Source organism: Pseudomonas sp. B21-040 (assembly GCF_024748695.1).
Lineage (GTDB): Bacteria > Pseudomonadota > Gammaproteobacteria > Pseudomonadales > Pseudomonadaceae > Aquipseudomonas.
Genome location: NZ_CP087176.1, coordinates 1,861,527 through 1,887,951 on the forward strand (window position 1 = coordinate 1,861,527; position 26,425 = coordinate 1,887,951).

Sequence of the window (26,425 nt, forward strand, 5' to 3'; positions counted from 1 at the left end):
GGGCGTTTTCAACGCTGCGATTGCGGTTGTGTTGGTCTAGGTCAGCAATACCTGAGCCAATTTAGGTGGGCTCGATGACACTTTCATGTCGGTCGTCGCCCGGCAGCACAATTATTTGCCCGGTATTGGCAGGTGCCAGATAAGCGTAGACCATGGGCAAAGGCCCGGTGAGCAAGGGACTTGGCCGATGTATTGCAGGGCTTGAAGCGACCGTGGGCATGACCGTTGGGTAGCTTTGTCATCGATCAGTCATCTGCACTGCCTACGCTTGCAGGATGAAAATGAGCCGGGGTTACAGTGCGGTTCTGCCCCGAAACTGTGCTGGTCTAGTCCAGATAGGTAACGTTGATGCGTGATGAGGCAACAAAAGCGGTGACAGCCATAGGTCAGGTCCTGCAGGAACAGCTCGACCACGGTCTGTTGGCGCCCGGCAACAAGCTACCGGCCGAGCGCAAGCTCAGTGAGTTGTTCGGGACCACGCGGATTACCGTGCGTGAGGCGCTGTTGCAGTTGGAGGCGCAGGGGCAGATTTATCGCGAGGAGCGTCGCGGCTGGTTCGTTTCACCACCGCGCCTGGCCTATAACCTGATGCAGCGCAGTCACTTTCACGCGATGGTCAGTGCGCAGGGGCGGGTGCCGTCCACCGAGGTGATTTCGGCGCGGTTGCAGCCGGCGTCAGCGGCGGTGTGCGCCTGGTTGCAATTGCCGGCGCTGTCGAGCGTGATCCAGATTTGCCGCGCGCGACGCATTGATGAGCGGCTGGTGTTGTACGTGGAGCACTATCTGAACCCGCAGTATTTTCCGGGGATTCTTGAATTTGATTTGAATCAGTCGATCACCGAGTTGTACGCGCGGCATTACGATTTGCACTACGGGCGGGTGCGTTTCGAAATTGTGCCAACGTCGCTCTCGGCGGATGCGGCCGCCGCGCTACGGGTGTCAGTGGGTAGCCCGGGACTGCGCATCGCCCGGGTCAACTACGATCAGCATGAGCGGCTGATCGATTGTGACCTGGAGTTTTGGCGCCATGATGCGATTCACGTCGGGGTGGATGTGGTCTGATCGTTTTCGGTCTGCGGTCCGCCGCCAGCGGTCACCACCTGCACGCTCATGCGCGGCATCGCCAGGTCCATCCCTGCGTCGTCCAGATGACGCTTGAGCGACAGGTTGAATGCCCGTGAAACTTCCCACTGTTTGATCGGCGCGGTTTTGAACCGGGCGCGAAGAATCGCGTTGCCGGACTCGAAGCTTTCAACCCCCTGGAACTCCAGCGGCGACCAGATGTTGCGCCGTTGCAGCGGGTCGGTGCGCATTTTTTGGCCGACTTCGCGCATCAACTTGATGGCCTCATCGATGTTCATACTGGCGGGCACGGCCACGCGGAAAATGGCGTAGCCGAATTCTCGGGAGTAGTTCTTGATGCTTTTGATTTCGCTGAACGGAATGGTGTGGACGATGCCGTCGATGTCCCGCAGGCGCACGGTGCGGATGGTCAACCCTTCGACGGTGCCCAGGTGACCGCCGACGTCCACGTAGTCGTCGATGGCCAAGGAGTCTTCGATGATGATGAACAGTCCGGTGATCAGGTCTGCCACCAGAGACTGCGCGCCGAAACCGATGGCCAGGCCGATGACACCGGCACCGGCCAGCAATGGCGTGACGTTCATGCCCATGTTCGCCAGCGCGACGATCAGCGCGACAATGAAAATCGCCACGAACAACACGTTGCGGATCAGCGGCATCATCGTCTGCGCGCGGGCATTGGCCAGGCCTTTGCGTGAACGGGTGAGCGCGTGGTGCACGGCGGTGTCGCTGAGGATCCAGATCAGCCAGGCGAAAATCAGCGTGCCGGCAAGGCTGAACAGTTTGACGCTGACCTCATGGCCTTCACCTTCGGTGAACGAGATCAACGACATGCCCCAGACCCGCAGGCCGAGTTCGATGAACGCCAGCCACACCAGCAAGTGGGCGAGGGTATAGAAGAAGTTTTTCAGCCGTTCCGAATACAGCGCGTGGCGCTTCACACCGCGTTGCGGTTTGAGGGCATGGCGCCGCACCAGCCCGTTGATGACCATGCACAACACCAGCAGCACGGTACAGATCAGCGACTGACGCAAGGCGGTGCTGGTGTCGCCGGCCGAGACGAACGTGGCGAACAGCGAGACGCCCACCAGCACCAGTGCCGGGACATACCAGTAGGTGCCGAGGATCTCGATGGTATCGCTCAGGGCGCGCCGGGTCAGGCGTCGGGACAGCGGCTGATTGCGGATCAAATGCGCGATCGGCCGGCGGAACCGCATGATGAACAGCCCGGTGGACAACGCCGCCAGGACGTTGGCGGCCGTCGCGGCCGTGTGGGCCAGATGACTGCCAAGGCCGGCGACCAGTCTGGGATCGTTCAGCGCTTCACCGAACGCGGCGAAACTGCCGATCAGCCATAACGGCCGGAACGCCTGGTGACGCAGGATGTACAAGGCGCGGTGGCGGTGCGGGCCGTCGAGCAGGGAGAACGCGATCACGCAGATTGCCGAGAAACAGGTGCCGACCACCAGCGCATAAGCCAGCACCATGGCCAGGCTTTTGCCCAGCGATGAGGGCAGGGCGTAACTCATGTAGACGGTGATCACCAACGCGATCATCCATGGCCCGAGCTTGCGCAGGGCGAAGCGCAACATGTCCAGCGCCTTGGGGTGTTGCGGCAATTCTTCGGTCAGGCCGAAGCGCATCCGCACCCGATGACTGACCCAGATCAGGGCTGCTGCCAACAGGCTCCAGACCATCAGGATCATGGCGAAGGCGAAGATGATCGGCAGCCATTCGCTGGCGGGAAGCAGCAACGCAGACAGCTCATCGCGAGCCAGGCCAAACTCTTCAGACCAGCGATTGAGTGGGCTGTCGGCCCCGGAGAATTGTTTTTCAAACGTGGCCAACGTGCCGCCGATCAAGCCCAGTACGCCTTCTTCGGCGGCGGGTTGGGCTTTTTTGGTGGCGTCGCGCAGCTTCTTCAGGTCCGCGAGCAGCTTGGTGCGCTGCTGATCGTTTTCCAGCGACTTGATGACTTCGTCGAGCGATTGCCCCAACGGGACTTGCGCCTCTGGCTGGGCTTTCGTCGAACCGCCGAGCAAGCTCGGCAAACCGACCGCCTGGGCAGGTGCCATCGGCAGCAGCACCAAGAGGCAGGCAAGGAAGAAACACGGCAGGGCGAAAAGACGAGCGAGCACTAGGCGGTCAACCTCGGGATGAACGGATTGGCCGAGTGTACGAGCCCGTCTAAATCAATGCGAGCCAGGGGAGGATTTATTCGTTGAGTTTGGCGAGGATTTTAATTACCACGGTGGCGAGGATCGTCATCATGCCGATCCACATGGCAAACACGCCGGCGTTTTTGTCACGAAAGTTGAAGCCGAGGGCCAGCAGGATCATCCCGGCGAGGATCGGGATCAGCATGGCGTGAAACGAAGACAACGAGATCATGGAGACAGCCTTGTCAGGAGGGATAATTTAAGTCTAGGTGGCTTTTGGGTGACCGAGGGTGATGTGTATCAGAAATGAGCCGGTCTGAGCAGAGCGCTCGCTCCCACATGATTCGTATCAACCTGTGGGAGCGAGCCTGCTCGCGAAGCCTTTCAGCGGCTACGGCAATTCCTGGCAGGCATAGAACGCGCTCAGGACTTTGACCAGATGCGCCAGATCGTGGCTGCCGCACAGTTCGCGGATCGAGTGCATGGCGAACGTCGGCAGGCCGATGTCGACAGTGCGCACGCCCAGGTGGCTTGCGGTGATCGGGCCGATGGTCGAGCCACAGCCCATGTCGCTGCGCACCACAAAGCTTTGCACCGGTACTTCTTCGGCCATGCACAGGTGGCGGAAGAAGCCGGCGGTTTCGCTGTTGGTAGCGTAGCGCTGGTTGCTGTTGACCTTGATCACCGGGCCGGCGTTGAGTTTCGGGCCGTGGTTGGCGTCGTGCTTATCGGCGTAGTTCGGGTGCACGCCGTGGGCATTGTCCGCCGACACCAGCAGGGATTTCTGGATGGTGCGTACGAACTCGTCACCTTCAGGCAACAGGCGACGCAACGTCTGCTCGAGCATCGGGCCATCGGCGCCGCAGGCCGAGCAGGAACCGACTTCTTCGTGATCGTTGCAGACCAGCACACAGGTTTCGTCCGTTTCGGCGGTCAGCAAAGCTTGCAGGCCGGCGTAGCACGACAGCAGGTTATCCAGGCGCGCCCCGGCGATGAAGTCACCATGCAGACCGATGACCGCAGCGCTTTGGGTGTCGTAGAAACTCAACTCGTAGTCAAGAACGACATCGGCGTTCAAACCATGCTCGAGCGCCAACTGATTGGTCAGTACGGCGCGGAAGTCCACGCGCTCGTCACCGGCGAATTGCGCAAGGATCGGCGGCAGTTCGGTTTGCGCGTTGATCGCCCAGCCCATGTTGGCTTCACGGTTGAGGTGAATGGCCAGATTGGGGATGGTGGCGATGGGCGCCTTGAAATCGATCAACTGGCTTTCGACCTTGCCATCACGGCGGAAGGTCACGCGGCCGGCAAGGGACAGGTCACGGTCGAACCACGGCGCCAGCAACGCACCGCCATAGACTTCGACGCCCAATTGCCAGAAACCCTGGCGTTGCAGCTCCGGCTGGGGCTTGACCCGCAGGCATGGGCTGTCGGTGTGCGCGCCCACCAGGCGAATACCGCCATGCAGTGGCGAATGACGGCCCATCTTGAACGCGACAATCGAGGAGTCGTTACGGGTGACGTAGTAGCGACCGTTGGCTTCGGTGGTCCATGGCTCGCGTTCGTCGAGGCGTTGATAGCCCGCCGCTTCCAGCCGTTGAACAAGGCTGGCGGTGGCATGGAACGGGGTAGGGGAGGCCTTGAGGAAGTCGATCAGGCCTTGGTTCAACTCTTCGCGCATAAGAAGCTCCAGACAGCAGTGGCGCCAGTTTAACGTATTGGTCAGAGAATTGGCGGTGGGCTGCGGGTGTGGAAAATCACTTGTAGGAGCCGAACTTGCTCGCGAAGACGATGCCACATTCAACGTGGATGTCGGCTGACAGACCGCTATCGCGAGCAAGCTCAGCTCCTACAGATTAATCATCGGCTGTCAGAACGGTGCCGGGCACTCGAAGCGCAAACGTTCGCCGGTTTGCGGATGAGTAAAGCTCAGCATGCTGGCGTGCAGGCACAGGCGCGGCCAGGCGGCCAGGGCTTGCTCATGGGCGTAGAGCCCGTCACCCAACAGCGGGTGGCCAATGGAAAGCATGTGCACGCGCAGTTGGTGCGAGCGGCCGGTGATCGGCGTCAGTTCGACGCGGCACCAGTCGCCGCAGCGCTCCAGCACACGCCAGAATGTCAGGGCGTTTTTACCGAATTCGTGGTCGACCACATGACGAGGCTTGGTCGGCGGATCGTAGCGCAGTGGCAAGTCGATGCTGCCGCTGTCCAGTTCCGGTTGACCCCAGCACAGGGCGGTGTAGGCCTTTTCGGTTTCGCGATCGTGAAATTGCCGAGACAACTCGCGATGGGTGTCCGGGTCACGGGCCAGCAGAATGATGCCGGAGGTTTCCCAGTCCAGACGATGGACGATTCGCGCTTCCGGGTAGCCGTTTTCCTGCAGGCGGGTAATCAGGCAGTCCTTGTTGTCATCGGCCCGGCCGGGCACGGAGAGCAACAGGGTCGGTTTGTTCACCACCAGTACGGCGGCGTCCTGATGGATGATGTGAACGTTGGACAACGGCATTAAAACAGCCTCGTAACAAACGCCAACGGCGGCTCAGAACCTCGCACCCTGTAGGAGCCGAGCTTGCTCGCGATAGCGGTGGTTCATTCAACATCGTCGTTGAATGTAAAACCGTCATCGCGAGCAAGCTCGGCTCCTACAGGGGCGCAAGCCTGAGCCGCCGTGGCTACCGCTGGATCGATTAACGATCCGGCAGGGTGATGTTGAGTTCCAGAATCGAGCAACTGCCCTGGTTTTCCAGAGCGACGTGCACGTCATCGGACCCGATGTTGACGTACTTGCGGATCACTTCGACCAATTCCTTCTGCAAGGCTGGCAGGTAGTCCGGGGTACTGCGCTGGCCGCGTTCATGCGCCACGATAATCTGTAGACGCTCTTTCGCTACCGATGCGGTACTTGGCTTCTTGTTGGCACGAAAGAAGTCAAAAATGTTCATTACCTACCTCCAAACAGGCGCTCGAAGAATCCCTTCTTCGTTACATCGAGAAAACGATGTTCCTTTTCTTTGCCCAAGAGGCGATCAACCGTGTCGCTGTAGGCCTGACCTGCATCGCTCTGGTCGTCAAGAATCACTGGCACGCCCTGGTTGGAAGCCTTGAGCACCGCCTGGGATTCCGGAATCACGCCGAGCAATTTGATCGAAAGGATTTCCTTGACGTCTTCGACGCTGAGCATTTCGCCTTTTTCGACACGTTCCGGGTGGTAGCGGGTAATCAGCAGGTGTTCCTTGATCTGCTCTTCACCACGTTCGGCACGACGGGACTTGCTGGCCAGCAGGCCGAGCATGCGGTCCGAGTCACGTACCGAGGACACTTCCGGGTTGGTCACGACAATCGCTTCATCAGCGAAATACATGGCCAGGTGGGCGCCTTTCTCGATGCCCGCCGGAGAGTCGCAGACCACGAATTCGAAGTCTTCTTTCAACGCCATCAGGACTTTTTCCACGCCTTCAGTGGTCAGCGCGTCTTTGTCCCGAGTCTGGCTGGCGGCCAGTACGTAAAGGTTTTCCAGGCGTTTGTCTTTGATCAGCGCCTGTTGCAGGTTGGCTTCGCCATTGACCACGTTGACGAAGTCATACACGACGCGACGTTCGCAACCCATGATCAGGTCGAGGTTACGCAGGCCGACGTCGAAGTCGACGATAACTGTTTTGTGACCACGCAGAGCGAGGCCGGTACCGATAGCGGCGCTGGTGGTGGTCTTACCCACACCACCCTTGCCGGATGTAACCACGAGAATCTTGGCCAAGGTGTTTCACCCCTAAGGAAAAAGGACTTTTAGCCCCTGAAAAACATCTCTTGAAAAACTACTGCAGTCGGACAGCCTTGGCTGGAATACGGTCCTGGGCGGGGTTTACCTCCGGTAAACACTGCCTTTGGCCGTTTTCCTACTTCGTTTGAGCCGTTTTCGCTACGTTTTAGAGATGCTTGGAAAATGCGGCAGTATCCGTTAAAGCCGAATGATGTTCAACACGTCGCCGGACAGGCTGACCTGTACGCCCGCACCCCACAAGGGATCTCGACGCAGATCCTCGGAAACCTTGTAGTGGCCTGCGATGGACACCAGTTCAGCGCTCATTTGCTGACAAAAAATCCTGGCTTTCGTGTCACCTTTGACGCCGGCCAATACCCGGCCGCGCATAGGGCCGTATACATGGATGTTCCCATCGGCGAGAAGTTCCGCACCCGGGCTGACCGAGGAAATCACCACCAGATCGCAGCCTTGTGCATAAATCTGCTGACCGCCGCGTACGGGCGAAGTGATGATTTTCGTCGGTTTGATAGTCGATTCCGGTGGTTTTTCCGGTTTTTTCTTCACCTGGCCTTCGAGCGGATCAAGCGGGCGCTCACGGGCACCGGACGGCGGCAGCACCGGCAGATCGACCGCAATGGCGGCAGCGATGTCTTCGATGCGGCTGGCGCGGATGGCCAGGGTACGCAGGCCGTGTTGACGGCAGACACGCATCAGGGCCGGCAAGTCCACCGCGCCTTCGCTGGCCGGGAGCTTGTCCAGGGCCAGCACCAGCGGGGCGTTGCTGAAAAAGTTGGGTGCCTGTGCGACCTTGGCGGCCAGTTGCCGATCAAGGTTCTCGAGGTCGTTGCGGGCCAGTTCCAGCACCGTAATGGCAAGCATGCTGCCCTTCAACTGGAACACGGGATCCTGGTCTTGCAGTTCGGTTTGGCTCATGGTCGGCATACAACGGCTTGTCACTAAAAGTGCCGAGACTTATAACGAGAACGCCCGCAAGCCGCAAGCCGGGTCGAACGATGTAGAATGCCCGGCCATTGTCTTTCCGGAACCTTTAATGGATCGCCCGCGTTTTCGAACAGCATTTCTTTCTCCGCGTTTCTGGCCGCTGTGGTGTGGCTTGGGGCTGTTGTGGCTGGTTGTGCAGTTGCCGTATCCGGCGTTGCTGTTTATCGGTCGCCTCTTGGGGGCCGTGATGTATCGCCTGGCCGGCGACCGACGGCGCATTGCCAAACGCAATCTCGAACTGTGTTTCCCTGAAAAATCGCCCGCCGAGCGCAAGCGGCTGCTCAAGGAAAACTTTGCCTCCACCGGTATCGCCTTCTTTGAAATGGCGATGAGTTGGTGGTGGTCGCGTCAGCGTCTGGCCAAACTGGCCCATGTCGAAGGGCTGGAGCACCTGAAAAAGGCTCAGCTCGAGGGCAAGGGCGTGATCCTGATGGCGGTGCATTTCACCACGCTGGAAATCGGCGCGGCGCTGTTGGGGCAGCAGCACACCATCGACGGCATGTACCGCGAACACAAAAATCCGTTGTTCGACTATATCCAGCGCCGTGGTCGCGAGCGGCACAACCTCGATTCGCTGGCGGTAGAGCGCGACGATGTGCGCGGCATGCTCAAATTGCTGCGCGCGGGCAGGGCGATCTGGTACGCACCGGATCAGGATTACGGCGCCAAACAAAGTATTTTCGTTCCGCTGTTCGGCATTCAGGCCGCAACGGTCACCGCCACCAGCAAGTTTGCCCGGTTGGGCAAGGCGTTGGTGGTGCCGTTCACTCAGGAGCGCCTGGCGGACGGTAGCGGCTATCGACTGGTGATTCATGCGCCACTTGAAGGGTTCCCCGGCGAAACCGAAGAGGCCGATTGCATCCGCATCAATCAGTGGGTCGAAGGCGCCTTGCGCGAATGCCCGGAGCAATACCTCTGGGCTCACCGCCGCTTCAAGAGCCGTCCACCGGGCGAGCCGAAGCTGTACAAAAAACGCGGTTGAGTGACCGATCCCTTTAAGCGCCATGGAGTGTTGCGATGAGTCCTGCTGAACCGGTTACAGGGTTGATTCTTTCCGGCGGTGGGGCTCGGGCGGCGTATCAAGTGGGGGTGTTGGCGGCGATTGCCGAGCTATTGCCGGTGGGCGCAAGCAACCCGTTTCCGGTGATCGTCGGCACCTCGGCCGGGGCGATCAACGCGGTCAGCCTGGCCAGCGGGGCGATGGATTTTCGCGGCGCGATCGAAAAACTGACGGCGTTCTGGCAGGGCTTTCGCAGCCATCTGGTGCTGCGCAGCGATTGGCCCGGCGTGATCAGCCAGGCCAGTCGCTTTGTCAGTCACAGCCTGTTGGGCATCGGCGCTCAGGTGCCGGTGGCATTGCTGAACAGTTCGCCACTGCGCGGTTTGCTCAATGACAAACTGAACATGGCCGGCATCGCCGAAGCGATTGCGCAAAAGCAATTGCAGGCGGTGGCGGTGACTGCGTTTGGCTATGAGTCCGGTCAGGCCGTCACCTTCTATCAGGGCGGCGGCACCATCGATTCGTGGTTGCGTCATCGGCGCATCGGCGTTCCGACTGCATTGAGTGTCGAGCATTTGCTGGCCAGCTCCGCCATTCCGCTGTTGTTCGCCCCGGTGAAAATCGGCGACGAGTACTTCGGCGACGGCGCCGTGCGCCAATCCGCCCCGATCAGCCCGGCGCTGCACCTGGGCGCCAGCCGCGTGCTGGTGGTGGGTGTCAGCGGCAACCCGCGTGGCGTCGACCCGCAGCAACCGCTGCAACGCACCTACACCGGGCAACAGCCGACGCTGGCGCAGATCGGCGGGCACATGCTCAACAGTACGTTCATTGATAGCCTGGAAAGCGACATCGAGCTGTTGCAGCGTCTGAATCAGTTCAGTCACTTGATGCCCGATGGTACGCCGACCCGTGCGCTGGGCGTGGCGCCGGTAGACGTGCTGGTGATTTCGCCGAGTCAGCCGATCGACGAGATTGCGGCGCGGCATCGGCAGGAATTACCGGCAGCGTTGCGCCTGTTTCTGCGTGGGCCTGGGGCTACGAAGACGAGCGGGGCGGGGGTGTTGAGCTATTTGCTGTTCGAGGCGGGGTATTGCAGCGAATTGATTGAGCTGGGGCGACGCGATGCGTTGGCCAAGCGTGGGGAGCTTTGCCGGTTTCTGGGATTGGTGGAGTCTGTGGTCCCGGCTTGAGACTTGTGGTGCGGCCATCGCGGGCAAGCCACGCTCCCACAGGGTTTTGTGTCGTTTAAACAATTTGAGAACGACCTGAAACCCTGTGGGAGCGTGGCTTGCCCGCGATGGCGTCCTCGCAGACGCCACTTACAGCCGGATCAGAAGTGGAACTTCACCAAGAGGCTCGTCACGTTCTGATTGGTCGTAAAGGCACCGGAATCTTCGATCCCGTATTTGTTTTTCCAGTAGTCGTATTCAACACCGACATACAGCTGCTTCGCACCGAAATTCAGCGCCTTGCCCAAGTCATATTTGACCTGTGGGTTGAAGTGCAGGTTGGCGTGGTATTCGCCTCGGCTGTTGACGTCGTTGTCGACGACCCAGTCCATGTAACCGTCGATCAGCACACTCGAACTGCCCACTGGAATGGTGTAAGACCAGACCGGGGTGATTTGCCAGACGTTGTCGCCTGGGCGATCGCCTTCGGTGTGACGGTTGTAGAAGTTCAACTGGAAGTAGTCGAAGCCCGGAATAGCCAGGTCGAAACCCGGGCCGATCAGGTAGGACTCAGTATCGTCCTCACCAAACTCGTAGGTCATGGCCAGCAGTACATCTTTGATCGGGCCGAGTTCGAATTTCTGGTCGAAAATCTTGTTGAACGACAAGCGCGGGCTGAGCTCACCGTAGTGAGTGTTCTTGCCCGCAAAGGCGTCTTCCTTGCCGTTGTAGAAGATCTTGTCGATAAAGAAGAAGTTGTCGCCGTATTTCCAGCCATCGGCGTGTTCGAACGTCACGGTCTGCTGAATGGCAGGGTTGACCTTGAATTCTTTACCGTAGAGGTAAGTCAGGCTGTTGGTCTGCCATTGCAGCAAGTCGCCGGCCATGGCCTGGCCCCCGGCCAGCATCGATCCCGCCAACATCAGGCTAGTGCACGTACGTTTCATTCGGTTGCTCCCAAAAAGTAGGTGGTTCCACGTTATTTTTTTAAGGTCGGCGCTCTGGTGTGGCGCCTGTTTCTGTAGCGGTAAAAAATCATCCAATCGGTCAGCTTTAATGCTGTTAGCAAGAGCTGCGCCAAGGCTTTCAAAAAGCAAAAAAACTCCCGCTCGGCTGCTCAAGAACAGTCGATTGAGAGGGGGGGTGGAATGCCTTGGTACCGTCCAGAGCCGGGATAAGTTGGCCTTCTGGTCAGGAATTAAATCCGGGCTTTTTTTTAAAGCGGATTCAGGCGGCCGCGGAGAATACTGACTCCTTGGCCAGGTCTCAAGTGCCCCGCAACAGCGCACCGACGACAGGTTTGGGGCACGGTTGCCGGTCATCTTAGAAATGCACCTTCACCAGCAGGCTGGTGGTGTTTTCATTGGTGTCGAAGTTAGAGGTGTTCTCGATGCCGTATTTGTCTTTCCAGTAGCTGTATTCGGCGCCGACGTACACCTGTTTCTCACGCCAGCCCAGGGCTTTGCCCAGGTCATATTTGATCTGCGGGTTGAAGTGCAGGTTGGCGTGATAGGTGCCGTGTGAGTTCTGGTCGTTGTCCACCACCCAATCGATGTAGCCGTCGATCAACACGTTCGAGTTGCCCAATGGCAGGGTGTAGGACCAGGCCGGGGTGACTTGCCAGACATCGTCGCCGGGGCGCGAGCCTTCGGTCTGACGGTAATAGAAGTTCAAGGTGAAAAAGTTGAAGCCCGGGACAGCGAGGTCGAAGCCGGGGCCGATCAGGTAGGCCTCGGTGTCGTCTTCGCCACTTTCGTAGGTCATGGCCAGCAGCACGTCTTTGATCGGGCCAAATTCGAAACGGCGATCGAGGATTTTGCCGAAGGAGAGGCGCGGGCTGAACTCGCCGTAATAGGCGTGGGCGCCTTTGTTCCGGTCTTTCTCGCCGTTGTACCAGGTGCTGTCGACGAACAGGAAGTTGTCGCCGTACTTCCAGCGGTCGGCGTGTTCGAAGGTTATCGTCTGCTGGATCGCCGGGTTGACCACGAAATCCTTGCCGTACAGGTAGCTCAGGCTGTTGGTTTGCCACAGCAGTAAATCGCCAGCCATGGCCTGACTCGCGGCCAGCAGGCCACCACTCAACAGCACGTTGGTTTGTGTCCGAATCATCTGTTGCTCCCTCTTGTTTTTATTGTTCGAGGCGCAGGTTGTGGCCAGGGGGCTGACCACAGGCGGGCCCCCTTGGTTGTTCGTCAGATCAATGGGTGTGTGCGTGGCAGTCGTTGATGGCTGCGCGTTCGGCGCCACCCAGGATGTTGAACAGCAGGTTCAGCGTCAGCGCGCTGAGGGTGGCCATCGCGATGCCGCTGTGGGTGATCGGGCTCATCCACACGGGCAGGTGGGCGAAAAACTCCGGGCGTACCACCGGGATCAGCCCCATGCCGATGCTCACCGCCACCAGCAACTGATTGCGACGGTCACCGATGTCAGCTTCCTGGAGAATCTTTATTCCGGTCGCCGCGACCATGCCGAACATCGCAATCGCCGCGCCGCCCAGTACTGCTGGCGGAATCGATGCGACCAGGAACGCGGCCTTGGGCAGCAGGCTCAGCACAATCAGCAAACCGCCGGCAACGATGGTGACCGAGCGGCAACGCACGCCGGTCATCTGCACCAGGCCGATGTTCTGCGCGAAAGAGGAGTGGGTGAAGGTGTTGAAGAACCCGGCGAAAAACGAGGCGCCGGCATCACACAGCAAGCCGCGACGCAGCATTCGCGGGCAGACTTCCTGGCCGGTGATTTTGCCCAGCGCGAGGAACATCCCGGTGGACTCGACGAAGATGATCACCACCACCAGGCACATCGACAGGATCGGCGCGAGTTCGAACTTCGGCATACCGAAATGCAGTGGGGTGACGAACTGAACCCACGGCGCGTTGGCCATGCCGCTGAGGTCGACCATGCCGATCACGCCGCAGATCACGTAGCCCAGGCACATGCCGATCAGCACGGAAATATTGACCCAGAAACCGCGCATGAAACGGTGCACCAGCAAAATGGTGCCCAGCACCAGTGCGGCGATGGCCAGGTAAATCGGTGAACCGAACTGAGCGGCGCTCGCACCGCCGCCGGCCCAGTTCACGGCCACGGGGAACAGCGACAAACCGATCGAGGTGATGACCGTGCCCGTCACCAGCGGCGGGAAGAAGCGTACGACTTTGGACATGAACGGCGCGATGAGCATGCCGAAGAACCCGGCGGCGATGGTTGCGCCGAAGATCCCTTGCAGACCGATTCCGGGCATGCCGGCCATGGCGACCATGCTGCCGACCGCAGCGAAACTGGCGCCCATCATCACCGGCATGCGAATGCCCATGGGGCCGATGCCCAGCGACTGAACGATGGTGGCGATGCCGGCGACCAGCAGGTCGGCGTTGATCAGGAAGGCGATTTCTTCACGACTCAGGCCAGCGGCCTGTCCGATGATCAGCGGCACCGCGATGGCGCCACCGTACATCAGCAGAACATGTTGCAGACCGACCAGGATCAGTTGCAAAAGGGGCAAACGCTGAATGGCGGGTGCGTCGGGGATGCGCGCTGCGGATAGCTCGGACATGCAACACCTCGGATCTTTTTTATTCTTGTGATTTTGTGCATCAGGTAGACCGCGTTGCGGCCAATCGCAGGCAAGCCAGCTCCCACACAGACAATGCAAAACCTGTGGGAGCGAGCTTGCTCGCGATGCTTTTGCTACTTAGTTGGTCGGTGCTCCCTGAACAATCCAGGCGCCGATCAGGTCACGTTCCTGCTGGGTCATCTGAGTGATGTTGCCCAGTGGCATGATCTGGCTGGTGACGGCTTGAGCCTGGATCCGCGCCGCGTTCTGGCGGATTTGCTCGGGGGTGTCGAACATCACGCCGGCCGGGGCGGCACTGAACAGCGGGCTGGTTGGTTTGGCCGAATGGCAAACCGCGCAACGCTCCTGAATCACACTGTGCACCTTGTCGAAACCGGGGCCTGCGTTGGACGCTTGCGCCGGTGCGGCGGTGGGTGCTTCGGCGGGTTTGGTTTCAGCAGGTTTCAAACCACCACCCAGCGCCGTTTCCGGCAGCGGCTGGTATTCGATTTTTGCCGGAGCCTTGGCCACGTCCGGGCTGGTCATCGGTGCGGGACCGGTGACGTAAGCCAGGCTGATCATGCCAACTGCCGCGACTGGCAATGTCCAGGCGAACTTGTGGCTGTCGTGACGGGTGTTGAAGTAGTGACGCACCAACACCGCCAACACCGCGATCCCGGCCAGGATCAGCCAGTTGTACTGGCTGCCGTAAGTGCTCGGGAAGTGGTTGCTGATCATGATGAACAGCACCGGCAAGGTGAAGTAGTTGTTGTGACGCGAACGCAGCAGGCCTTTGGCCGGCAGGGCCGGATCGGGCGTGCGGTTCTCGGCAATCGCCGCCACCAGTGCGCGCTGCGCCGGCATGATGATGCGGAACACGTTACCGACCATGATGGTGCCGATGATCGCGCCGACGTGCAGGTAAGCACCGCGTCCGCTGAACACTTTGCTGAAGCCGTAGGCCGCGCCAATGATCAGTACGAACAGGATGAACCCGAGCAGGGCAGGGCGCTTGCCCAGGGCCGAGTCACACAGGAAGGAGTAGACGAACCAGCCGACGAACAGCGAGCCGATGCCCAACAGTACGCCTTCAGGACCGCTCAGGGCGCTGCCCGGTGCCAGCAGGTAGAGCGTCGGGTTGGAGTAGAACACCACGCACAGCAGCGCGATCCCCGACATCCAGGTGAAGTAAGCTTCCCATTTGAACCAGTGCAGGTTGTCCGGCATGGTTGGTGGAGCCAGTTTGTATTTTTCCAGGTGGTAGATACCGCCACCGTGGATTGCCCACAAATCGCCAGCCAGCCCACTTTTCGGGTTGACCCGATTGAGGTTGTTTTCCAGCCAGACGAAATAGAACGACGCACCGATCCAGGCCACGCCAGTAATCATATGAACCCAGCGCACGCTGAGGTTCAGCCATTCCAACAGATGTGCTTCCACAGTCTTTACCTCTCGCCTGTCACTCTGTTGTCGAGTGATCAGACCTTCTCTTATTGGTGGGGGGCGAGGATCAAACGCTCATCCTCTTTGAAAAAATGCTCATCGCAGTTATTGCCTGTGCCACTGCGATCAACCACCAGGAAGTCATCCCGCTTTTCGATCGTCAGCACCGGGTGGTGCCAGACGCCGCGATGGTAATTAATGCCCTGCCTGCCGTTGGTGACGAAGGCGCGGACCAAGCCTGATACAGGTTCATCGCCAAGTGGCGCGACCACGATCAGAAAAGGGTTGCCGAGCAGCGGAATAAACGCCTGGCTGCCCAACGGGTGACGCTCCAGCATGCTGACGGTCAGCGGCATGTCCTGCGCGTCAGCGCGGAAGATGCTGATGATCGCGTTATCTTCTGGCTTCGCGGTTTCCACCGTCGCCAGTTTGTGAAAACGCATGGTCGAACCGTTGTTGATCATGAAGTGATCGCTGCCGTCGGTTTCGATCACGTCACCGAAAGGGGCGAAGGCTTCTTTGGTCAGCGGTTCAATCGTCAGTGTGCGCATGCTGTTCTTATCCGAATTCTGTGTTTGATCGTTCCCACGCTCTGCGTGGGAATGCCTCACCGGACGCTCCGCGTCCACTCTGTGACGCAGAGCGTCACGGGATGCGTTCCCACGCAGAACGTGGGAACGATCATTTAGGTTCACCCTTATTTAGCGACCTTGCCCAGTACGCGCAGGCGGCTCACACCACCATCCGGGAACACGTTCAGGCGGATGTGGGTGATCGGGCCCAATGCCTTGATCTGCTCGGCGAAGGTGTGTTCGGCGTGCATTTCCAGTTTCTGCGCCGGCAGCAATTCGCGCCAGAACAACGATTGGGTTTCGATCTGGCTGTCGGTGCCGCCCTTCACGAAGGCGCCCTGGATCGAGCAAGTGTCCGGGTAGTTGCCCTTGAAGTGCAGGGTGTCGACGATGACTTTTTCAATCTCGCCGGCATGACCCAGCGCGACGATCACCCAGTCATTGCCTGGCGTGCGACGACGTGCGGTTTCCCAGCCGTCGCCCATGTTGATGCCACGGCCCGGGTTGAGGATGTTGCTCATGCGACCGAAGTGTTCGTCGGAGCAGGCGAGGGCGCGGCCACCGTTGAGGGCTGCGGCCAGGTCGATTTGCTCGTTGTCGCCCACAGCGGACCAGTCGCGGTGCGGCACGCCGTACACACGCAGACGGGCCACGCCGCCATCCGGGTAGATGTTGAAGCGCAGGTGACTGAACGCCTGATCGTTGTTGATTTCGTGGAAGTGGTGGCTGTTGCCTTGCAGTTCGACGGCGGACAGAACTTCAACCCACTGGGTGTTTTCGGTCGGCTCGCCTTCAGCCAGGAAGCAGGCTTCCAGGGAGGCCGACGGCGGGAAGTTGCCGGTGAAGAATGAAGTGTCGATGTCGACGCCTTTGATCGAGCCCGGTACGCCCAGGCGGATCACCGCGCTGTCGTAGCCTTCGAAGCGCTTGCGGCGCGACTCCCAGCCGTCCATCCACTTGCCGTTGTCATCGAACACGCCCTCCTTCCACACGGCCGGGGTCGGTTGGAACAGACGGTTGGCGTCTGCGAACCAGTCATCGGTGACCGAGATGATTTTGGTGCCCAAACGGGCATCGGCCAGGTTGACGAACTTCTCGAAAGGTACGGCGTAAGCTTTCATTCTTCTTGTCTGCCTTTAATAAGTTGGCTTGGGATGCTTGCGAGGCCCTGGGTGAATCAGCGTTCTTGAATCCACTCGGGCCAGGCTTGCTATAGGGTCAGTAATCGGAACAGGGCGATCTTGTTGATCTCTGCCAGCGCACATTTGAATTCGGTGTCGACCGAGTTGTGGATGCGCGTTTCGAACGCTGCGAGGATCTGATGCCGGTTGCTGCCTTTTACCGCCATGATGAAGGGAAACTTGAACTTGGCTTTGTAGGCGTCGTTCAGCTCGGTGAAGCGCTGGAACTCTTCGGCCGTGCATTGGTGAATACCGGCGCCAGCCTGTTCATGGGTGCTGGCTTCGGTTAGTTGGCCCTGGACGGCAGCTTTGCCGGCCAGGTCCGGGTGAGCGTTGATCAGGGCAAGCTGGCTTGCGTGATCGGCGCTCAACAGGATGTCGCTCATGCGCTGGTGCAGGGTTTCGATCTCGTCGATCGAAGCGTCCTGGCCCAGGTCAAAGGCCTTCTCGGCCACCCATGGCGAATGTTCGTAGATGTCGGCGAAAGCGGCGACGAACGCGTCACGGCTCAGGCTCGAAGGTTTGACGGTTTGAAAGGTGCTCATTTCGCAGCCCCTTGGTACGGGTGGGTTTCGTGCCAGTGACGAGCGATGTCGACGCGGCGGCTGAACCACACCTGTTCATGACTCTTAGCGTATTCGATAAAGCGCTTGAGCGATGCCAGACGCGCCGGACGGCCGATCAGGCGGCAGTGCAGGCCGATCGACAGCATCTTCGGTGCTTCGGCGCCTTCGGCGTACAGCACGTCGAACGCATCTTTGAGGTATTCGAAGAAGTCGTCGCCCTTGTTGAAACCCTGGACCTGGGTGAAGCGCATGTCATTGGTGTCCAGGGTATACGGGATCACCAGGTGCGGCTTGCCGGTCGGGTTGTTGGGTTCCCAGTAGGGCAGGTCGTCGTCGTAGGTGTCGCAGTCATAGAGAAAACCGCCTTCTTCCATCACCAACTTGCGGGTGTTGGGGCCGGTGCGACCGGTGTACCAGCCCAGCGGACGTTCACCGGTGATTTCGGTGAGGATGCGGATCGCTTCGAGCATGTGCTCGCGTTCCTGGGCTTCGTCCATGTACTGGTAGTCGATCCAGCGATAGCCGTGGCTGCAGATCTCGTGGCCGGCATCGACCATCGCGCGGATCACGTCCGGGTGGCGCTGGGCGGCCATGGCCACGGCGAAGATGGTCAGTGGAATGTCGAATTCCTTGAACAGCTTCAGAATCCGCCAGACACCGGCACGGCTGCCATACTCGTAAAGCGATTCCATGCTCATGTTGCGCGCGCCTTGCAGTGGCTGCGCCGAGACCATTTCGGAGAGGAAGGCTTCGGATTCTTTATCGCCGTGCAGGATGTTGCGCTCGCCGCCTTCTTCGTAATTGAGTACGAAAGACAAGGCAATGCGGGCGTTCCCCGGCCAATGTGGGTGAGGAGGGTTACTGCCGTAACCGATCAGGTCGCGTGGGTAGTCAGCGCTCACTGCAGTCTTCCTTCTTAATTCGGTGATGACGTTGGCGCGACGTGCCTGAACATTGAGTGCCAGGCTGGCGTCACAGCGATGGGCTGATTGTATACAACTTTATATTCACTTTGTAAGCCTGAATTTTTGCATTTTTCGCGAACTGTCATGAATTGATGATACTGCAAGAAACCTGCCTGACCGGTCAGCTAAATGGTAGAGGCTCCTCTGATCTTATGAGGTGGCGCAAATTCGCCGGAAATTCCCGACTGGCGGGCATCGAGGTAAATATGTCGTTTTTATTGTGTACAATTTTTTTGAAAAGTGTCTTAATCAATCGCTCGCCGCAGCGTTTCGTGCTCCGAACCGGTGCGGTCTCCTTTTTAACTGACTTCGGGAGGCGCGAGGTCTGACTGCTTGACGCAGGCAGGCGCGCAGAATCAATGGGACGTTTGACTACACACGTTTTGGACGCAGCACACGGTTGCCCGGGCAGCTCGATCAAGGTCGAGTTGTACCGCGTTGAAGGATCGCAGCTGGAATTGGTCGCCAGCGCGATAACCAACAGCGACGGTCGGGTCGATGCACCCCTGCTGCAAGGCGATGACTACCGTACCGGGGTCTATCAGGTTCAGTTCCATGCGGGCGATTACTACCGCGCCCGTGGCGTTGCGCTGCCGGAGCCGGCATTTCTGGATGTGGTGGTGCTGCGTTTTGGCATCTCTGCCGAGCAGGATCACTACCATGTGCCACTGCTGATTTCGCCCTATAGCTATTCCACGTACCGCGGCAGCTGATCCCCCAAGCAGCTGCCACAACCTGGAAGCGACTGCGCATATAGCTTCTTTGGTCTTTCGCCCGCTCACACTGCGGGCTTTTTTTCGTCTGGAGAAATGTTGCCTGTGCCGATGCCATCGCGGGCAAGCCCGCTCCCACAAGGAGTTGTGGCGCTCACATAACCCTGTGGGAGCGGGCTTGCCCGCGATGCTCTTAGCGGCTCAACAAAGATGCAGCGCCTGCACCACCAAACAACCCCGCACTCACCCGGTTAAACCAGCTCTGCCCCTTGCCGCTACGCAAATACCGCGCCGCACCATGCGCACCCAGCCCATAAGCCAACTTGCACAGCAGATCGAGCACGGTCCAGGTCGCAATCATCACCAGCAACTGCGGCAGGAACGGCTGCTCGGCGCTGAGGAACTGCGGCAGGAAGGCGGCAAAGAACAGAATGTCTTTCGGGTTGCTCGCGCCCAATACAAACGCGCGCCCGAACAGGGCACGAAAGCGCGGCACTGGCGCCGCCAGAGGCACTTCGGCGCCCACCGACGGCTGGCGCGATTGCTGCCAGCTCTGCCAGGCGAGGTAGAACAGATAGAGCGCGCCGACGATTTTCAGCGCGCTGAACAGTTGTTCCGACGCCAACAGCAAGGCGCCCAGGCCCAGCGCCGAGGCACTGAGCAAGCAAATCGAGGCAATGACACCGCCGAGAAACGCCGGGTAAGAACGGCGCAAACCGTAATTGAGACTGTTGCTGATCATCAGCAAAGACAGCGGCCCCGGGATCAGGATCACTACCAGCGCAGCGCCGCTGAACAGCAGCCAGGTTTCCAGACTCATCACTTTCCTCCAAATGTGCAAAAGCCCCACCCGGTGGGTGAGGCGGGTTGAAACGAGGACCGCTTACAAGAAGATGAACTTGGCGATGAAGATCGCGCAGAGCACCCACAAGCTGACGGAGATTTCCTTGTATTTACCGGTACCGGCCTTCAGCGCCACGTAGGTGATGAAACCCAGTGCGATGCCGTCGGCGACCGAGAAGGTCAGCGGCATCATGATCGCGGTGACGATCGCCGGAATGCTATCGGTAGCTTCGTCCCATTCGATGTGCTTCATGCCGCCCATCATCAGCATCGCCACATAAATCAGCGCGCCGGCGGTGGCATAGGCTGGGATCATCCCGGCCAGGGGGGCGAAGAACATCGCCGCGATAAACAGCACGCCGACGGTGACCGCCGTAAGGCCGGTGCGCCCACCCGCCGCAACACCCGCGGCGCTTTCCACATAGCTGGTAACCGGCGGAACACCCACAACCGCACCAAATACGCTGGACGCACTGTCAGCTTTCATCGCGCGGGAGAGGTTTTCGATCCGGCCGTCAGCGCCGACCAGGTTGGCGCGCTGGGCCACGCCCATCAGCGTGCCGGCGGTGTCGAACATGTGCACAAAGAGGAAAGCCAGGACCACGCTGATCATGCTGACGTTGAAGACGCCGGCGAGGTTCATGGCCATCCAGGTCGGGGCCAGGCTCGGCGGGGCGGACATGATGCCCTCGTAATGCACCAGGCCAAGACCCCAGCCAGCCAGGGTCACGGTGATGATGCTGATGAGGATCGCGCCGAACACTTTGTGGTAGCTGAGGATGGCGATCATCAAGAAGCAAACGGCGGCGAGCAGCGGGCCGGGTTCGCGCAGGGAGCCGAGCTTGATCAGGGTCGCCGGGCTATCGACGACGATGCCTGCGGTTTTCAGGCCGATCAGGCCCAGGAACAGCCCCACGCCGGCGCCCATGGCGAAGCGCAGGCTGACCGGAATGCTGTTGAGCAGCCATTCGCGAATCCGCGAAAAGGTCAGGATCATGAACAACACACCGGACACGAACACCGCACCGAGGGCGGTTTCCCAGTTGTAGCCCATGGTGCCGACCACGGTGTAGGTAAAGAAGGCGTTCAGTCCCATGCCCGGCGCCAGGCCGACCGGCCAGTTGGCGTACAGGCCCATCAGCAGGCAACCCAATGCAGCGGCGATGCAGGTGGCGACAAACGCGGCGCCGTGATCGATGCCGGCATCGGCCATGATGTTCGGGTTGACGAAGATGATGTAAGCCATGGTGATGAAGGTTGTCAGACCGGCGATCAGCTCGGTCTTCACCGTGGTGCCATGCAAGCTGAGTTTAAAGATGCGCTCCAGCCAGCCATTTCGTAAAGGCGGCGAGAGATCCAGCGTCGATGCTTCGGATTTGCGGCTTTCCACAGCGAGTACTCCTCAAGAGTTTTATTGTTATTTCCAGGGCCGGACCCATGAGGGTGGCAGCGGCCCTTTGAGGCACTTGCGAATTTGTTGACCGTACGGTCAGAAACTCGCACGAAGTGGATTATGCTTTTGTATACAAAGAAAGCAAATAATGTTTTTGATTTTGTCGACGAAATATTTGGCGATAGGGGTATATCGCCAGGAAGGACGCCATCGCGGGCAAGCCACGCTCCCACAGTTGACCGCATTCCCCTGTAGGAGTGAGCCTGCTCGCGAAGGGGCCAAACCACCCACTACAAATCCATCAACCAGAACACTCAGTCCGCAAGCACCTGGGTTTGCCCCAGCGCCTTGTTCACCGCCAACCACCCATTCACCGCCGTCTCCCCGGCCTCGGCAAACACCCGCTCAAGCAATTTCACTTGCTCGCGCCGCAACGATTGCTCGAACCGCGCGCCATCCTCAGTCAACTCCAGCAGGCGTTTCCGCTTGTCAGTTTCTGACGCTACACTGTTCACCAAATGCATCTCTACCAACTGACGCAACGGCATGTTCAGCGCTTGCTTGCTCACGCCGAGCAGCGCCAGCAACTCCTTCACGCTGAGGTTCGGATAACGGGCGATGAAAAACACGATGCGTTGATGCACCCGGCTCAAGCCGCGACGTTCGAGCATTTCATCGGCTTTGGCGGTGAACGCCTGGTAGCCAAAGAAAAACGCTTCCATGGCCTGTTGCTGGGATGTCGGGTTTTTAAGGTCAATCATGTTGACGTATCCGTCAGGTCTGTCGTAATTTCGGTCAACAAGTTTGACTCATTTTCCTCAGGCCTCGCTACCGGTGACTCTCATGGCTTTTTCCGAACGTGTCTCGCGCCTCAAAAGTTCTTTGATCAGAGAAATCCTCGCGGCCGCTCAACGTCCGCAAGTGATGTCGTTTGCCGGTGGCTTGCCGGCCGAAGCCATGTTGCCGAAGGTGGAATGGGCCGACTTGCCGTTGTCCATGGGCCAGTACGGCATGAGCGAAGGCGAACCCGCATTGCGTGAAGCCCTGGCAGCAGAGGCGCGGGCGCTGGGCGTGCCGTGCGAGGCGAGTCAGGTGCTGGTGGTCAGCGGTTCCCAGCAAACCCTCGATCTGGCGGCCAAGCTCTATATCGATAAAGGCACCGAGGTATTGCTCGAAGCACCGACGTATCTGGCGGCGTTGCAGATCTTCCAGCTGTTCGGTGCCGACTGCATCACCGTGCCGCAGCAATCGGATGGCCCGGACCTGATGCAGTTACGCGCACGCCTGGAAAAACATCGTCCGGCGTTCATCTACCTGATTCCAACGTTCCAGAATCCATCGGCAGTGCGTTACAGCGAGGCCAAGCGCGATGCCGTGGCGGCATTGCTCGACGAGTTCGGTGTGACCCTGATCGAAGACGAGCCTTATCGCGAATTGACCTTCGACGGCGCCAGCGCCACGCCGATTGTCAGTCGCTTGAAGAAAGCCAGCTGGATCTACACCGGCACCGTCTCGAAAACCCTGTTGCCGGGCCTGCGTGTCGGTTACCTGATTGCCAGCCCAGACCTGTTTCCGCATTTGTTGAAGCTCAAGCAATCGGCGGACCTGCACACCAACCGGATTGGCCAATGGCAAGCGCTGCAATGGATCGGCACCGAGAAATACCAGCAGCACCTGAGTGAGTTGCGCAACTTCTACCGCTGCCGTCGAGACGCATTTGAAGCAGCACTGCAAACGCACTTTGCCGATCTGGCGGACTGGAACGTGCCCCAGGGTGGGTTGTTTTTCTGGCTGACGTTGAAACAGCCAATGGACACACGAACCCTGCTCAATGCGGCGTTGGACAATGACGTGGCATTCATGCCGGGGGAACCGTTCTTTCCCGAGCCGGACAACCATCACGGGCATCTGCGGCTGAACTTCAGTCACATTGACCCGGCTCGACTGGATGAAGGGCTGAAGCGATTGGCGGCGGTCGTGCGTCAGGCTCTGGCGGCTAAAGCAGCCTGAGGGGGGGCAGAAACAAATAAACCGGCTCAAGGGCCGGTTTATTTTTGTCTGGAGTTTGCGGTGTCAGGCTGCCGCGAATCGCTTGTCCAGATAATCAATGATCACCTTGGACTCATACATCCAGGTGGTCTGGCCGTTCTCTTCGATACGCAGGCACGGCACTTTGATCTTGCCACCTTGTTCCAGCAGAGTCTGGCGATCCTGCTCGTTGTTCTTCGCATCGCGCAGGGCCACCGGCACGTTCAGGCGGCGCAGGGAGCGGCGGGTCTTCACGCAGAACGGGCAGGCGTGGAATTGATACAGTGTCAGGCCCTTGGCGGCCGCTTCGACCTGAGCCTGAGCAGCGGCAGGGCGCTGCTTCTTGCCCGGACGGGTGATGAAGTCGATGAAGATGATCAGTTGGCCAAGGCCGACACGAAGCGCTTTTACGAACACGTTGAAAGCCTCACGGTGCGAATGAAGAAGGGCGCGCAGCTTACCTGATTTTTTGCGGACGAAAAAAAACCGGCGATGAATGCCGGTTTTCTTCGTGCGGCCCGTTACTTGATCAGGCTGAGAAACTCGCTGCGGGTGGCCGCGTTTTCGCGGAACTCACCGAGCATCACCGAGGTGATCATCGACGAATTCTGTTTCTCCACACCGCGCATCATCATGCACATGTGCTTGGCCTCGATCACCACCGCAACGCCCAGGGCGCCGGTGACCTGCTGGACCGCATCCGCGATCTGGCGGCTGAGGTTTTCCTGGATCTGCAAGCGGCGGGCGTACATATCGACGATGCGCGCGACTTTCGACAGGCCCAATACTTTGCCGCTCGGGATATAAGCGACATGGGCCTTGCCGATGAACGGCAGCAGGTGGTGTTCGCACAACGAGTACAACTCGATGTCCTTGACCAGCACCATTTCGCTGTTGTCGGAGCTGAACAAGGCACCGTTGGTGACTTCTTCGAGCGTCTGTTCATAACCGCGGCAGAGGTACTGCATGGCTTTGGCGGCACGTTTTGGCGTGTCGAGCAGGCCCTCGCGGGAGACGTCTTCGCCCAGTTGGCCAAGGATCGCGGTGTAATTCTGTTCCAGGGACATGAAACTACCTGTGGGATTTTACGCAAAGGGCAAGGGTACGGTGGCAAACACGGTGCTGCAAGAGCGACGCGACAGCTTTACTCGTCGCGACCTTCCATCATGGTGCGTTTGAGCATTACATACACTGCTCCCGCGCCGCCATGTTTTGCCTGGCATGAAGTGAAACCGAGCACCTGTGGATGCTGGCGTAGCCAGGTGTTGACGTGACTCTTGATCATCGGCCGCTTGCCGTCCAGACGCACGGCTTTACCGTGGGTGACGCGCACGCAGCGAATTTCGAATTTGGTGGCTTCGGCGAGAAAGGCCCAAAGGGTTTCTCGCGCTTTTTCCACGTTCATGCCATGCAGGTCGAGGCTGCCCTCGAACGGAATCTGCCCGATCTTGAGTTTGCGCATCTGGCTTTCCTGCACACCGTCACGGGCCCACATCAATTCGTCTTCCGGGCCGACGTCGATGACGAACTGATCGGACAGCCCATCAACCGTGGTGGCATCAGTGCGAATGGTTGCGGCTTGACGCAGCTTGGCGATTTGCGCGCGGTCGGCCTTGGGTTTGCCGGTTTCGGCGCGATCGTGCTTGATCGGCTTGACGCCTTGGATCGCACTTTTGAACAGGGAAAAATCGTCGTCTTGCATGTCAGCCTCCGCGAAGGGCGGCCAGTTTACCCAAGTAATCACGAAACGGCCCGGCAAAAAGCCAGGCCGTCGGTTCAGTCGTGTTTTTTCATCAGGTGCGGGGACATGTTCAGCTCGCGCGACTGGCGTGCACGCCGCCGGCAGCGCCGCCACAGCCACACGCCCAGGTACAGCACGAACAGGCCGACCGCCAGAATCACTGCCGCTGCGGTCCGGCTGGCGTTCAATTCACCCAGCGCGGGTACGTGGCCAAACAGGCTGGCAGCGGCGGCCATGGCGAGCAACACACCGCAGGTTGCCAGCAATGCGGCAAACGCGGCGCCAATTCGAAAACGCCAGTTGCGTTGGCCTTTAGGCCGCAAGCGCCGAGCGTCAAAACCATCGGATAACTTCATTCCGACCTTCCTCAATGGGTATCGGCCCTTCGACCGGGAGTTGACCGGGATGTTCCTGAGGCTAAGACAATTGCGGCAAATGAGAGACTTTTGCGGATGAGCGGCAGTATTGGCCGCACATCGAGTGCCGATCAAATCAGTTCGTGAGTGAGCGCGAGGGTAGCGAAGTTATCCCCCATGATCGCCATTTCGGTCTGATGAACGTGCTCGGCAGTCAGTACGCCACCCTTGTAAGGCAAGTCGCGCGTGGCGCAGGCGTCTTCGACCAGGGTGCAACGAAAGCCCAGGTTCTTGGCGGCGCGCACCGTGGTGCTGACGCTGGAGTGGCTCATGAAACCGCAGACGATCAGGTCAAGGGCACCAAGGTCTTCCAGGCGTTTGGCCAGTTCGGTGCCGTGGAACGCGCTCGGCAGCATTTTACCGATGATGGTTTCGTCAGCCTGTGGCTCAAGCCCCGGGATGAACTCGCCACCGACGCCTTGCGGGTTAAACAACCCACCCAGCGTGCCGAGGTGGCGTACATGCACAATTGGCCGGCCGGCGGCGCGGGCAGCGTTGAGCAATTGCTTGATGTTCGCGACGGCAGCGTCCATGCCGCTCAGGGCCAGCGGGCCGCTGAGGTACTCTTTCTGGGCATCGATAATAACAAGCGTCGCATGGCTCAGATTGGCGGCTGCATAACCGCGGCCGCTGAGTTGAAACATCGTTTTTGGAACGGACATTCTGGGGCTCCTTGGAGTGGGGCTTTTGCGACATTGTCCTCTGGCTGAGCGGTTCTGTGAATCGCTACTATCGTAGGCGCCGTCTTTGCTGGCTTGCAGCCTTGTCAAGTTACTCGATTTGTTCAATAGCCAGCGGAAAAAAGGGATCGGTCCTACATCTGCTCCGGTGTTTT

The 26,425-nt window shown here is 59.3% G+C and carries 28 protein-coding genes; 5 read left to right on the forward strand and 23 right to left on the reverse strand.

Annotated features, from left to right (window positions below; all coding sequences use genetic code 11):
- Positions 1–348 precede the first annotated feature (348 nt).
- Entirely contained in the window at positions 349–1,062 is a 714-nt protein-coding gene (locus LOY55_RS08430) for a UTRA domain-containing protein (RefSeq protein WP_046027124.1), read from the forward strand.
- Here the strand turns inward: LOY55_RS08430 and LOY55_RS08435 are convergent.
- From LOY55_RS08435 to minC, 7 genes are all read right to left on the reverse strand, one after another.
- The gene (locus tag LOY55_RS08435; protein WP_109787712.1) at positions 1,038–3,221 is read right to left on the reverse strand and encodes a mechanosensitive ion channel family protein; all 2,184 of its coding nucleotides are present in this window, start codon (positions 3,219–3,221) and stop codon (positions 1,038–1,040) included. The two genes, LOY55_RS08430 and LOY55_RS08435, sit on opposite strands and share 25 nt — an antisense overlap.
- A gap of 76 nt (positions 3,222–3,297) precedes the next feature.
- Positions 3,298–3,474, reverse strand: a complete 177-nt coding sequence (locus tag LOY55_RS08440; RefSeq protein ID WP_175648953.1) for a hypothetical protein — start codon at positions 3,472–3,474, stop codon at positions 3,298–3,300.
- 159 nt (positions 3,475–3,633) lie between these two features.
- On the reverse strand, positions 3,634–4,923 hold the full coding sequence (locus LOY55_RS08445) for a M18 family aminopeptidase (RefSeq protein WP_109787711.1): 1,290 nt from the start codon (positions 4,921–4,923) through the stop codon (positions 3,634–3,636).
- Between the two features lie 189 nt (positions 4,924–5,112).
- On the reverse strand, positions 5,113–5,748 hold the full coding sequence (locus LOY55_RS08450; protein ID WP_046027121.1) for an RluA family pseudouridine synthase: 636 nt from the start codon (positions 5,746–5,748) through the stop codon (positions 5,113–5,115).
- A gap of 181 nt (positions 5,749–5,929) precedes the next feature.
- Positions 5,930–6,184: a cell division topological specificity factor MinE gene (minE, locus tag LOY55_RS08455; protein ID WP_007944431.1), complete on the reverse strand. Its 255-nt coding sequence runs from the start codon at positions 6,182–6,184 to the stop codon at positions 5,930–5,932.
- Complete coding sequence (gene minD, locus LOY55_RS08460; protein WP_046027120.1) at positions 6,184–6,996, reverse strand: septum site-determining protein MinD; 813 nt, start codon at positions 6,994–6,996, stop codon at positions 6,184–6,186. Before minD ends, minE begins: the two co-directional genes overlap by 1 nt.
- Before the next feature lie 201 nt (positions 6,997–7,197).
- A complete protein-coding gene (gene minC, locus LOY55_RS08465; protein ID WP_223522494.1) occupies positions 7,198–7,935 on the reverse strand; it encodes a septum site-determining protein MinC in 738 nt (245 codons plus the stop codon).
- Positions 7,936–8,053: 118 nt separating this feature from the next.
- Between minC and LOY55_RS08470 the strand changes: the two genes are divergently transcribed.
- Positions 8,054–8,986, forward strand: coding sequence for a lipid A biosynthesis lauroyl acyltransferase (locus LOY55_RS08470; RefSeq protein WP_046027119.1), 933 nt, complete (start codon positions 8,054–8,056; stop codon positions 8,984–8,986).
- Positions 8,987–9,021: 35 nt separating this feature from the next.
- Entirely contained in the window at positions 9,022–10,194 is a 1,173-nt protein-coding gene (locus tag LOY55_RS08475) for a patatin-like phospholipase family protein (RefSeq protein ID WP_223522493.1), read from the forward strand.
- Positions 10,195–10,334: 140 nt separating this feature from the next.
- Here the strand turns inward: LOY55_RS08475 and LOY55_RS08480 are convergent, their stop codons facing one another.
- The 8 genes from LOY55_RS08480 to puuE all read right to left on the reverse strand — a co-directional run bounded on the left by LOY55_RS08480 (position 10,335) and on the right by puuE (position 18,393).
- A complete protein-coding gene (locus LOY55_RS08480; protein ID WP_046027117.1) occupies positions 10,335–11,120 on the reverse strand; it encodes an outer membrane protein OmpK in 786 nt (261 codons plus the stop codon).
- Positions 11,121–11,496: 376 nt separating this feature from the next.
- Complete coding sequence (locus LOY55_RS08485) at positions 11,497–12,282, reverse strand: outer membrane protein OmpK (RefSeq protein ID WP_109787709.1); 786 nt, start codon at positions 12,280–12,282, stop codon at positions 11,497–11,499.
- An 88-nt stretch (positions 12,283–12,370) separates the two neighbouring features.
- A complete protein-coding gene (locus LOY55_RS08490; protein ID WP_223522492.1) occupies positions 12,371–13,729 on the reverse strand; it encodes a nucleobase:cation symporter-2 family protein in 1,359 nt (452 codons plus the stop codon).
- A gap of 138 nt (positions 13,730–13,867) precedes the next feature.
- A complete protein-coding gene (locus tag LOY55_RS08495; RefSeq protein ID WP_223522491.1) occupies positions 13,868–15,169 on the reverse strand; it encodes a urate hydroxylase PuuD in 1,302 nt (433 codons plus the stop codon).
- Positions 15,170–15,219: 50 nt separating this feature from the next.
- On the reverse strand, positions 15,220–15,723 hold the full coding sequence (locus LOY55_RS08500; protein ID WP_008146154.1) for an ureidoglycolate lyase: 504 nt from the start codon (positions 15,721–15,723) through the stop codon (positions 15,220–15,222).
- A 146-nt stretch (positions 15,724–15,869) separates the two neighbouring features.
- Positions 15,870–16,865 carry an allantoicase gene (gene alc, locus LOY55_RS08505; protein ID WP_046027113.1) on the reverse strand — a complete coding sequence of 332 codons (996 nt, stop codon included), beginning with the start codon at positions 16,863–16,865 and terminating at the stop codon, positions 15,870–15,872.
- A gap of 89 nt (positions 16,866–16,954) precedes the next feature.
- Positions 16,955–17,470: a 2-oxo-4-hydroxy-4-carboxy-5-ureidoimidazoline decarboxylase gene (gene uraD, locus LOY55_RS08510; protein ID WP_109787707.1), complete on the reverse strand. Its 516-nt coding sequence runs from the start codon at positions 17,468–17,470 to the stop codon at positions 16,955–16,957.
- A complete protein-coding gene (gene puuE, locus LOY55_RS08515) occupies positions 17,467–18,393 on the reverse strand; it encodes an allantoinase PuuE (protein WP_258667868.1) in 927 nt (308 codons plus the stop codon). The genes uraD and puuE overlap by 4 nt, the downstream gene beginning before the upstream one ends.
- A 422-nt stretch (positions 18,394–18,815) precedes the next feature.
- On the opposite strand from puuE, the gene uraH reads away from it, so the two are divergent.
- Positions 18,816–19,169 (forward strand): hydroxyisourate hydrolase, encoded by a 354-nt coding sequence (gene uraH, locus LOY55_RS08520; RefSeq protein ID WP_046027110.1) that lies wholly within the window; start codon positions 18,816–18,818, stop codon positions 19,167–19,169.
- A gap of 193 nt (positions 19,170–19,362) precedes the next feature.
- Here uraH and LOY55_RS08525 read toward each other — a convergent pair whose 3' ends face one another.
- The 3 genes from LOY55_RS08525 to LOY55_RS08535 form a co-directional block, all read right to left on the reverse strand.
- Positions 19,363–19,989 carry a LysE family translocator gene (locus LOY55_RS08525; RefSeq protein ID WP_046027109.1) on the reverse strand — a complete coding sequence of 209 codons (627 nt, stop codon included), beginning with the start codon at positions 19,987–19,989 and terminating at the stop codon, positions 19,363–19,365.
- A 63-nt stretch (positions 19,990–20,052) separates the two neighbouring features.
- Positions 20,053–21,402, reverse strand: a complete 1,350-nt coding sequence (locus LOY55_RS08530; RefSeq protein WP_109787705.1) for an NCS2 family permease — start codon at positions 21,400–21,402, stop codon at positions 20,053–20,055.
- A gap of 317 nt (positions 21,403–21,719) precedes the next feature.
- A complete protein-coding gene (locus tag LOY55_RS08535) occupies positions 21,720–22,166 on the reverse strand; it encodes a MarR family winged helix-turn-helix transcriptional regulator (protein WP_046027107.1) in 447 nt (148 codons plus the stop codon).
- Positions 22,167–22,248: 82 nt separating this feature from the next.
- Here LOY55_RS08535 and LOY55_RS08540 point away from each other — a divergent pair, with 82 nt between their 5' ends.
- On the forward strand, positions 22,249–23,415 hold the full coding sequence (locus LOY55_RS08540; protein ID WP_223522489.1) for a PLP-dependent aminotransferase family protein: 1,167 nt from the start codon (positions 22,249–22,251) through the stop codon (positions 23,413–23,415).
- 63 nt (positions 23,416–23,478) lie between these two features.
- On the opposite strand, the gene LOY55_RS08545 is transcribed toward LOY55_RS08540, so the two are convergent.
- The 5 genes from LOY55_RS08545 to LOY55_RS08565 all read right to left on the reverse strand — a co-directional run bounded on the left by LOY55_RS08545 (position 23,479) and on the right by LOY55_RS08565 (position 26,252).
- On the reverse strand, positions 23,479–23,850 hold the full coding sequence (locus LOY55_RS08545; RefSeq protein WP_046027105.1) for a glutathione S-transferase N-terminal domain-containing protein: 372 nt from the start codon (positions 23,848–23,850) through the stop codon (positions 23,479–23,481).
- Positions 23,851–23,954: 104 nt separating this feature from the next.
- Complete coding sequence (folE, locus tag LOY55_RS08550; RefSeq protein ID WP_003204506.1) at positions 23,955–24,500, reverse strand: GTP cyclohydrolase I FolE; 546 nt, start codon at positions 24,498–24,500, stop codon at positions 23,955–23,957.
- A 77-nt stretch (positions 24,501–24,577) separates the two neighbouring features.
- Positions 24,578–25,135: a Smr/MutS family protein gene (locus LOY55_RS08555; protein WP_046027104.1), complete on the reverse strand. Its 558-nt coding sequence runs from the start codon at positions 25,133–25,135 to the stop codon at positions 24,578–24,580.
- Between the two features lie 74 nt (positions 25,136–25,209).
- Positions 25,210–25,530, reverse strand: a complete 321-nt coding sequence (locus tag LOY55_RS08560; RefSeq protein ID WP_046027103.1) for a hypothetical protein — start codon at positions 25,528–25,530, stop codon at positions 25,210–25,212.
- A gap of 131 nt (positions 25,531–25,661) precedes the next feature.
- A complete protein-coding gene (locus tag LOY55_RS08565) occupies positions 25,662–26,252 on the reverse strand; it encodes a cysteine hydrolase family protein (RefSeq protein ID WP_046027102.1) in 591 nt (196 codons plus the stop codon).
- Between the last annotated feature and the right edge of the window lie 173 nt (positions 26,253–26,425).

Excerpts from the sequence above, each read along its gene's own strand:
- LOY55_RS08540 (WP_223522489.1), top strand. The coding sequence starts at position 22,249 with ATGGCTTTTTCCGAACGTGTCTCGCGCCTCAAAAGTTCTTTGATCAGA.
- LOY55_RS08500 (WP_008146154.1), bottom strand. The coding sequence starts at position 15,723 with ATGCGCACACTGACGATTGAACCGCTGACCAAAGAAGCCTTCGCCCCT.
- uraD (WP_109787707.1), bottom strand. The coding sequence starts at position 17,470 with ATGAGCACCTTTCAAACCGTCAAACCTTCGAGCCTGAGCCGTGACGCG.
- uraH (WP_046027110.1), top strand. The coding sequence starts at position 18,816 with ATGGGACGTTTGACTACACACGTTTTGGACGCAGCACACGGTTGCCCG.
- LOY55_RS08475 (WP_223522493.1), top strand. The coding sequence starts at position 9,022 with ATGAGTCCTGCTGAACCGGTTACAGGGTTGATTCTTTCCGGCGGTGGG.
- folE (WP_003204506.1), bottom strand. The coding sequence starts at position 24,500 with ATGTCCCTGGAACAGAATTACACCGCGATCCTTGGCCAACTGGGCGAA.
- LOY55_RS08555 (WP_046027104.1), bottom strand. The coding sequence starts at position 25,135 with ATGCAAGACGACGATTTTTCCCTGTTCAAAAGTGCGATCCAAGGCGTC.
- LOY55_RS08445 (WP_109787711.1), bottom strand. The coding sequence starts at position 4,923 with ATGCGCGAAGAGTTGAACCAAGGCCTGATCGACTTCCTCAAGGCCTCC.
- LOY55_RS08525 (WP_046027109.1), bottom strand. The coding sequence starts at position 19,989 with ATGAGTCTGGAAACCTGGCTGCTGTTCAGCGGCGCTGCGCTGGTAGTG.
- LOY55_RS08450 (WP_046027121.1), bottom strand. The coding sequence starts at position 5,748 with ATGCCGTTGTCCAACGTTCACATCATCCATCAGGACGCCGCCGTACTG.
- LOY55_RS08480 (WP_046027117.1), bottom strand. The coding sequence starts at position 11,120 with ATGAAACGTACGTGCACTAGCCTGATGTTGGCGGGATCGATGCTGGCC.
- LOY55_RS08535 (WP_046027107.1), bottom strand. The coding sequence starts at position 22,166 with ATGATTGACCTTAAAAACCCGACATCCCAGCAACAGGCCATGGAAGCG.
- LOY55_RS08560 (WP_046027103.1), bottom strand. The coding sequence starts at position 25,530 with ATGAAGTTATCCGATGGTTTTGACGCTCGGCGCTTGCGGCCTAAAGGC.
- LOY55_RS08490 (WP_223522492.1), bottom strand. The coding sequence starts at position 13,729 with ATGTCCGAGCTATCCGCAGCGCGCATCCCCGACGCACCCGCCATTCAG.
- LOY55_RS08440 (WP_175648953.1), bottom strand. The coding sequence starts at position 3,474 with ATGATCTCGTTGTCTTCGTTTCACGCCATGCTGATCCCGATCCTCGCC.
- LOY55_RS08485 (WP_109787709.1), bottom strand. The coding sequence starts at position 12,282 with ATGATTCGGACACAAACCAACGTGCTGTTGAGTGGTGGCCTGCTGGCC.
- alc (WP_046027113.1), bottom strand. The coding sequence starts at position 16,865 with ATGAAAGCTTACGCCGTACCTTTCGAGAAGTTCGTCAACCTGGCCGAT.
- LOY55_RS08565 (WP_046027102.1), bottom strand. The coding sequence starts at position 26,252 with ATGTCCGTTCCAAAAACGATGTTTCAACTCAGCGGCCGCGGTTATGCA.
- minE (WP_007944431.1), bottom strand. The coding sequence starts at position 6,184 with ATGAACATTTTTGACTTCTTTCGTGCCAACAAGAAGCCAAGTACCGCA.
- minC (WP_223522494.1), bottom strand. The coding sequence starts at position 7,935 with ATGAGCCAAACCGAACTGCAAGACCAGGATCCCGTGTTCCAGTTGAAG.
- LOY55_RS08430 (WP_046027124.1), top strand. The coding sequence starts at position 349 with ATGCGTGATGAGGCAACAAAAGCGGTGACAGCCATAGGTCAGGTCCTG.
- LOY55_RS08470 (WP_046027119.1), top strand. The coding sequence starts at position 8,054 with ATGGATCGCCCGCGTTTTCGAACAGCATTTCTTTCTCCGCGTTTCTGG.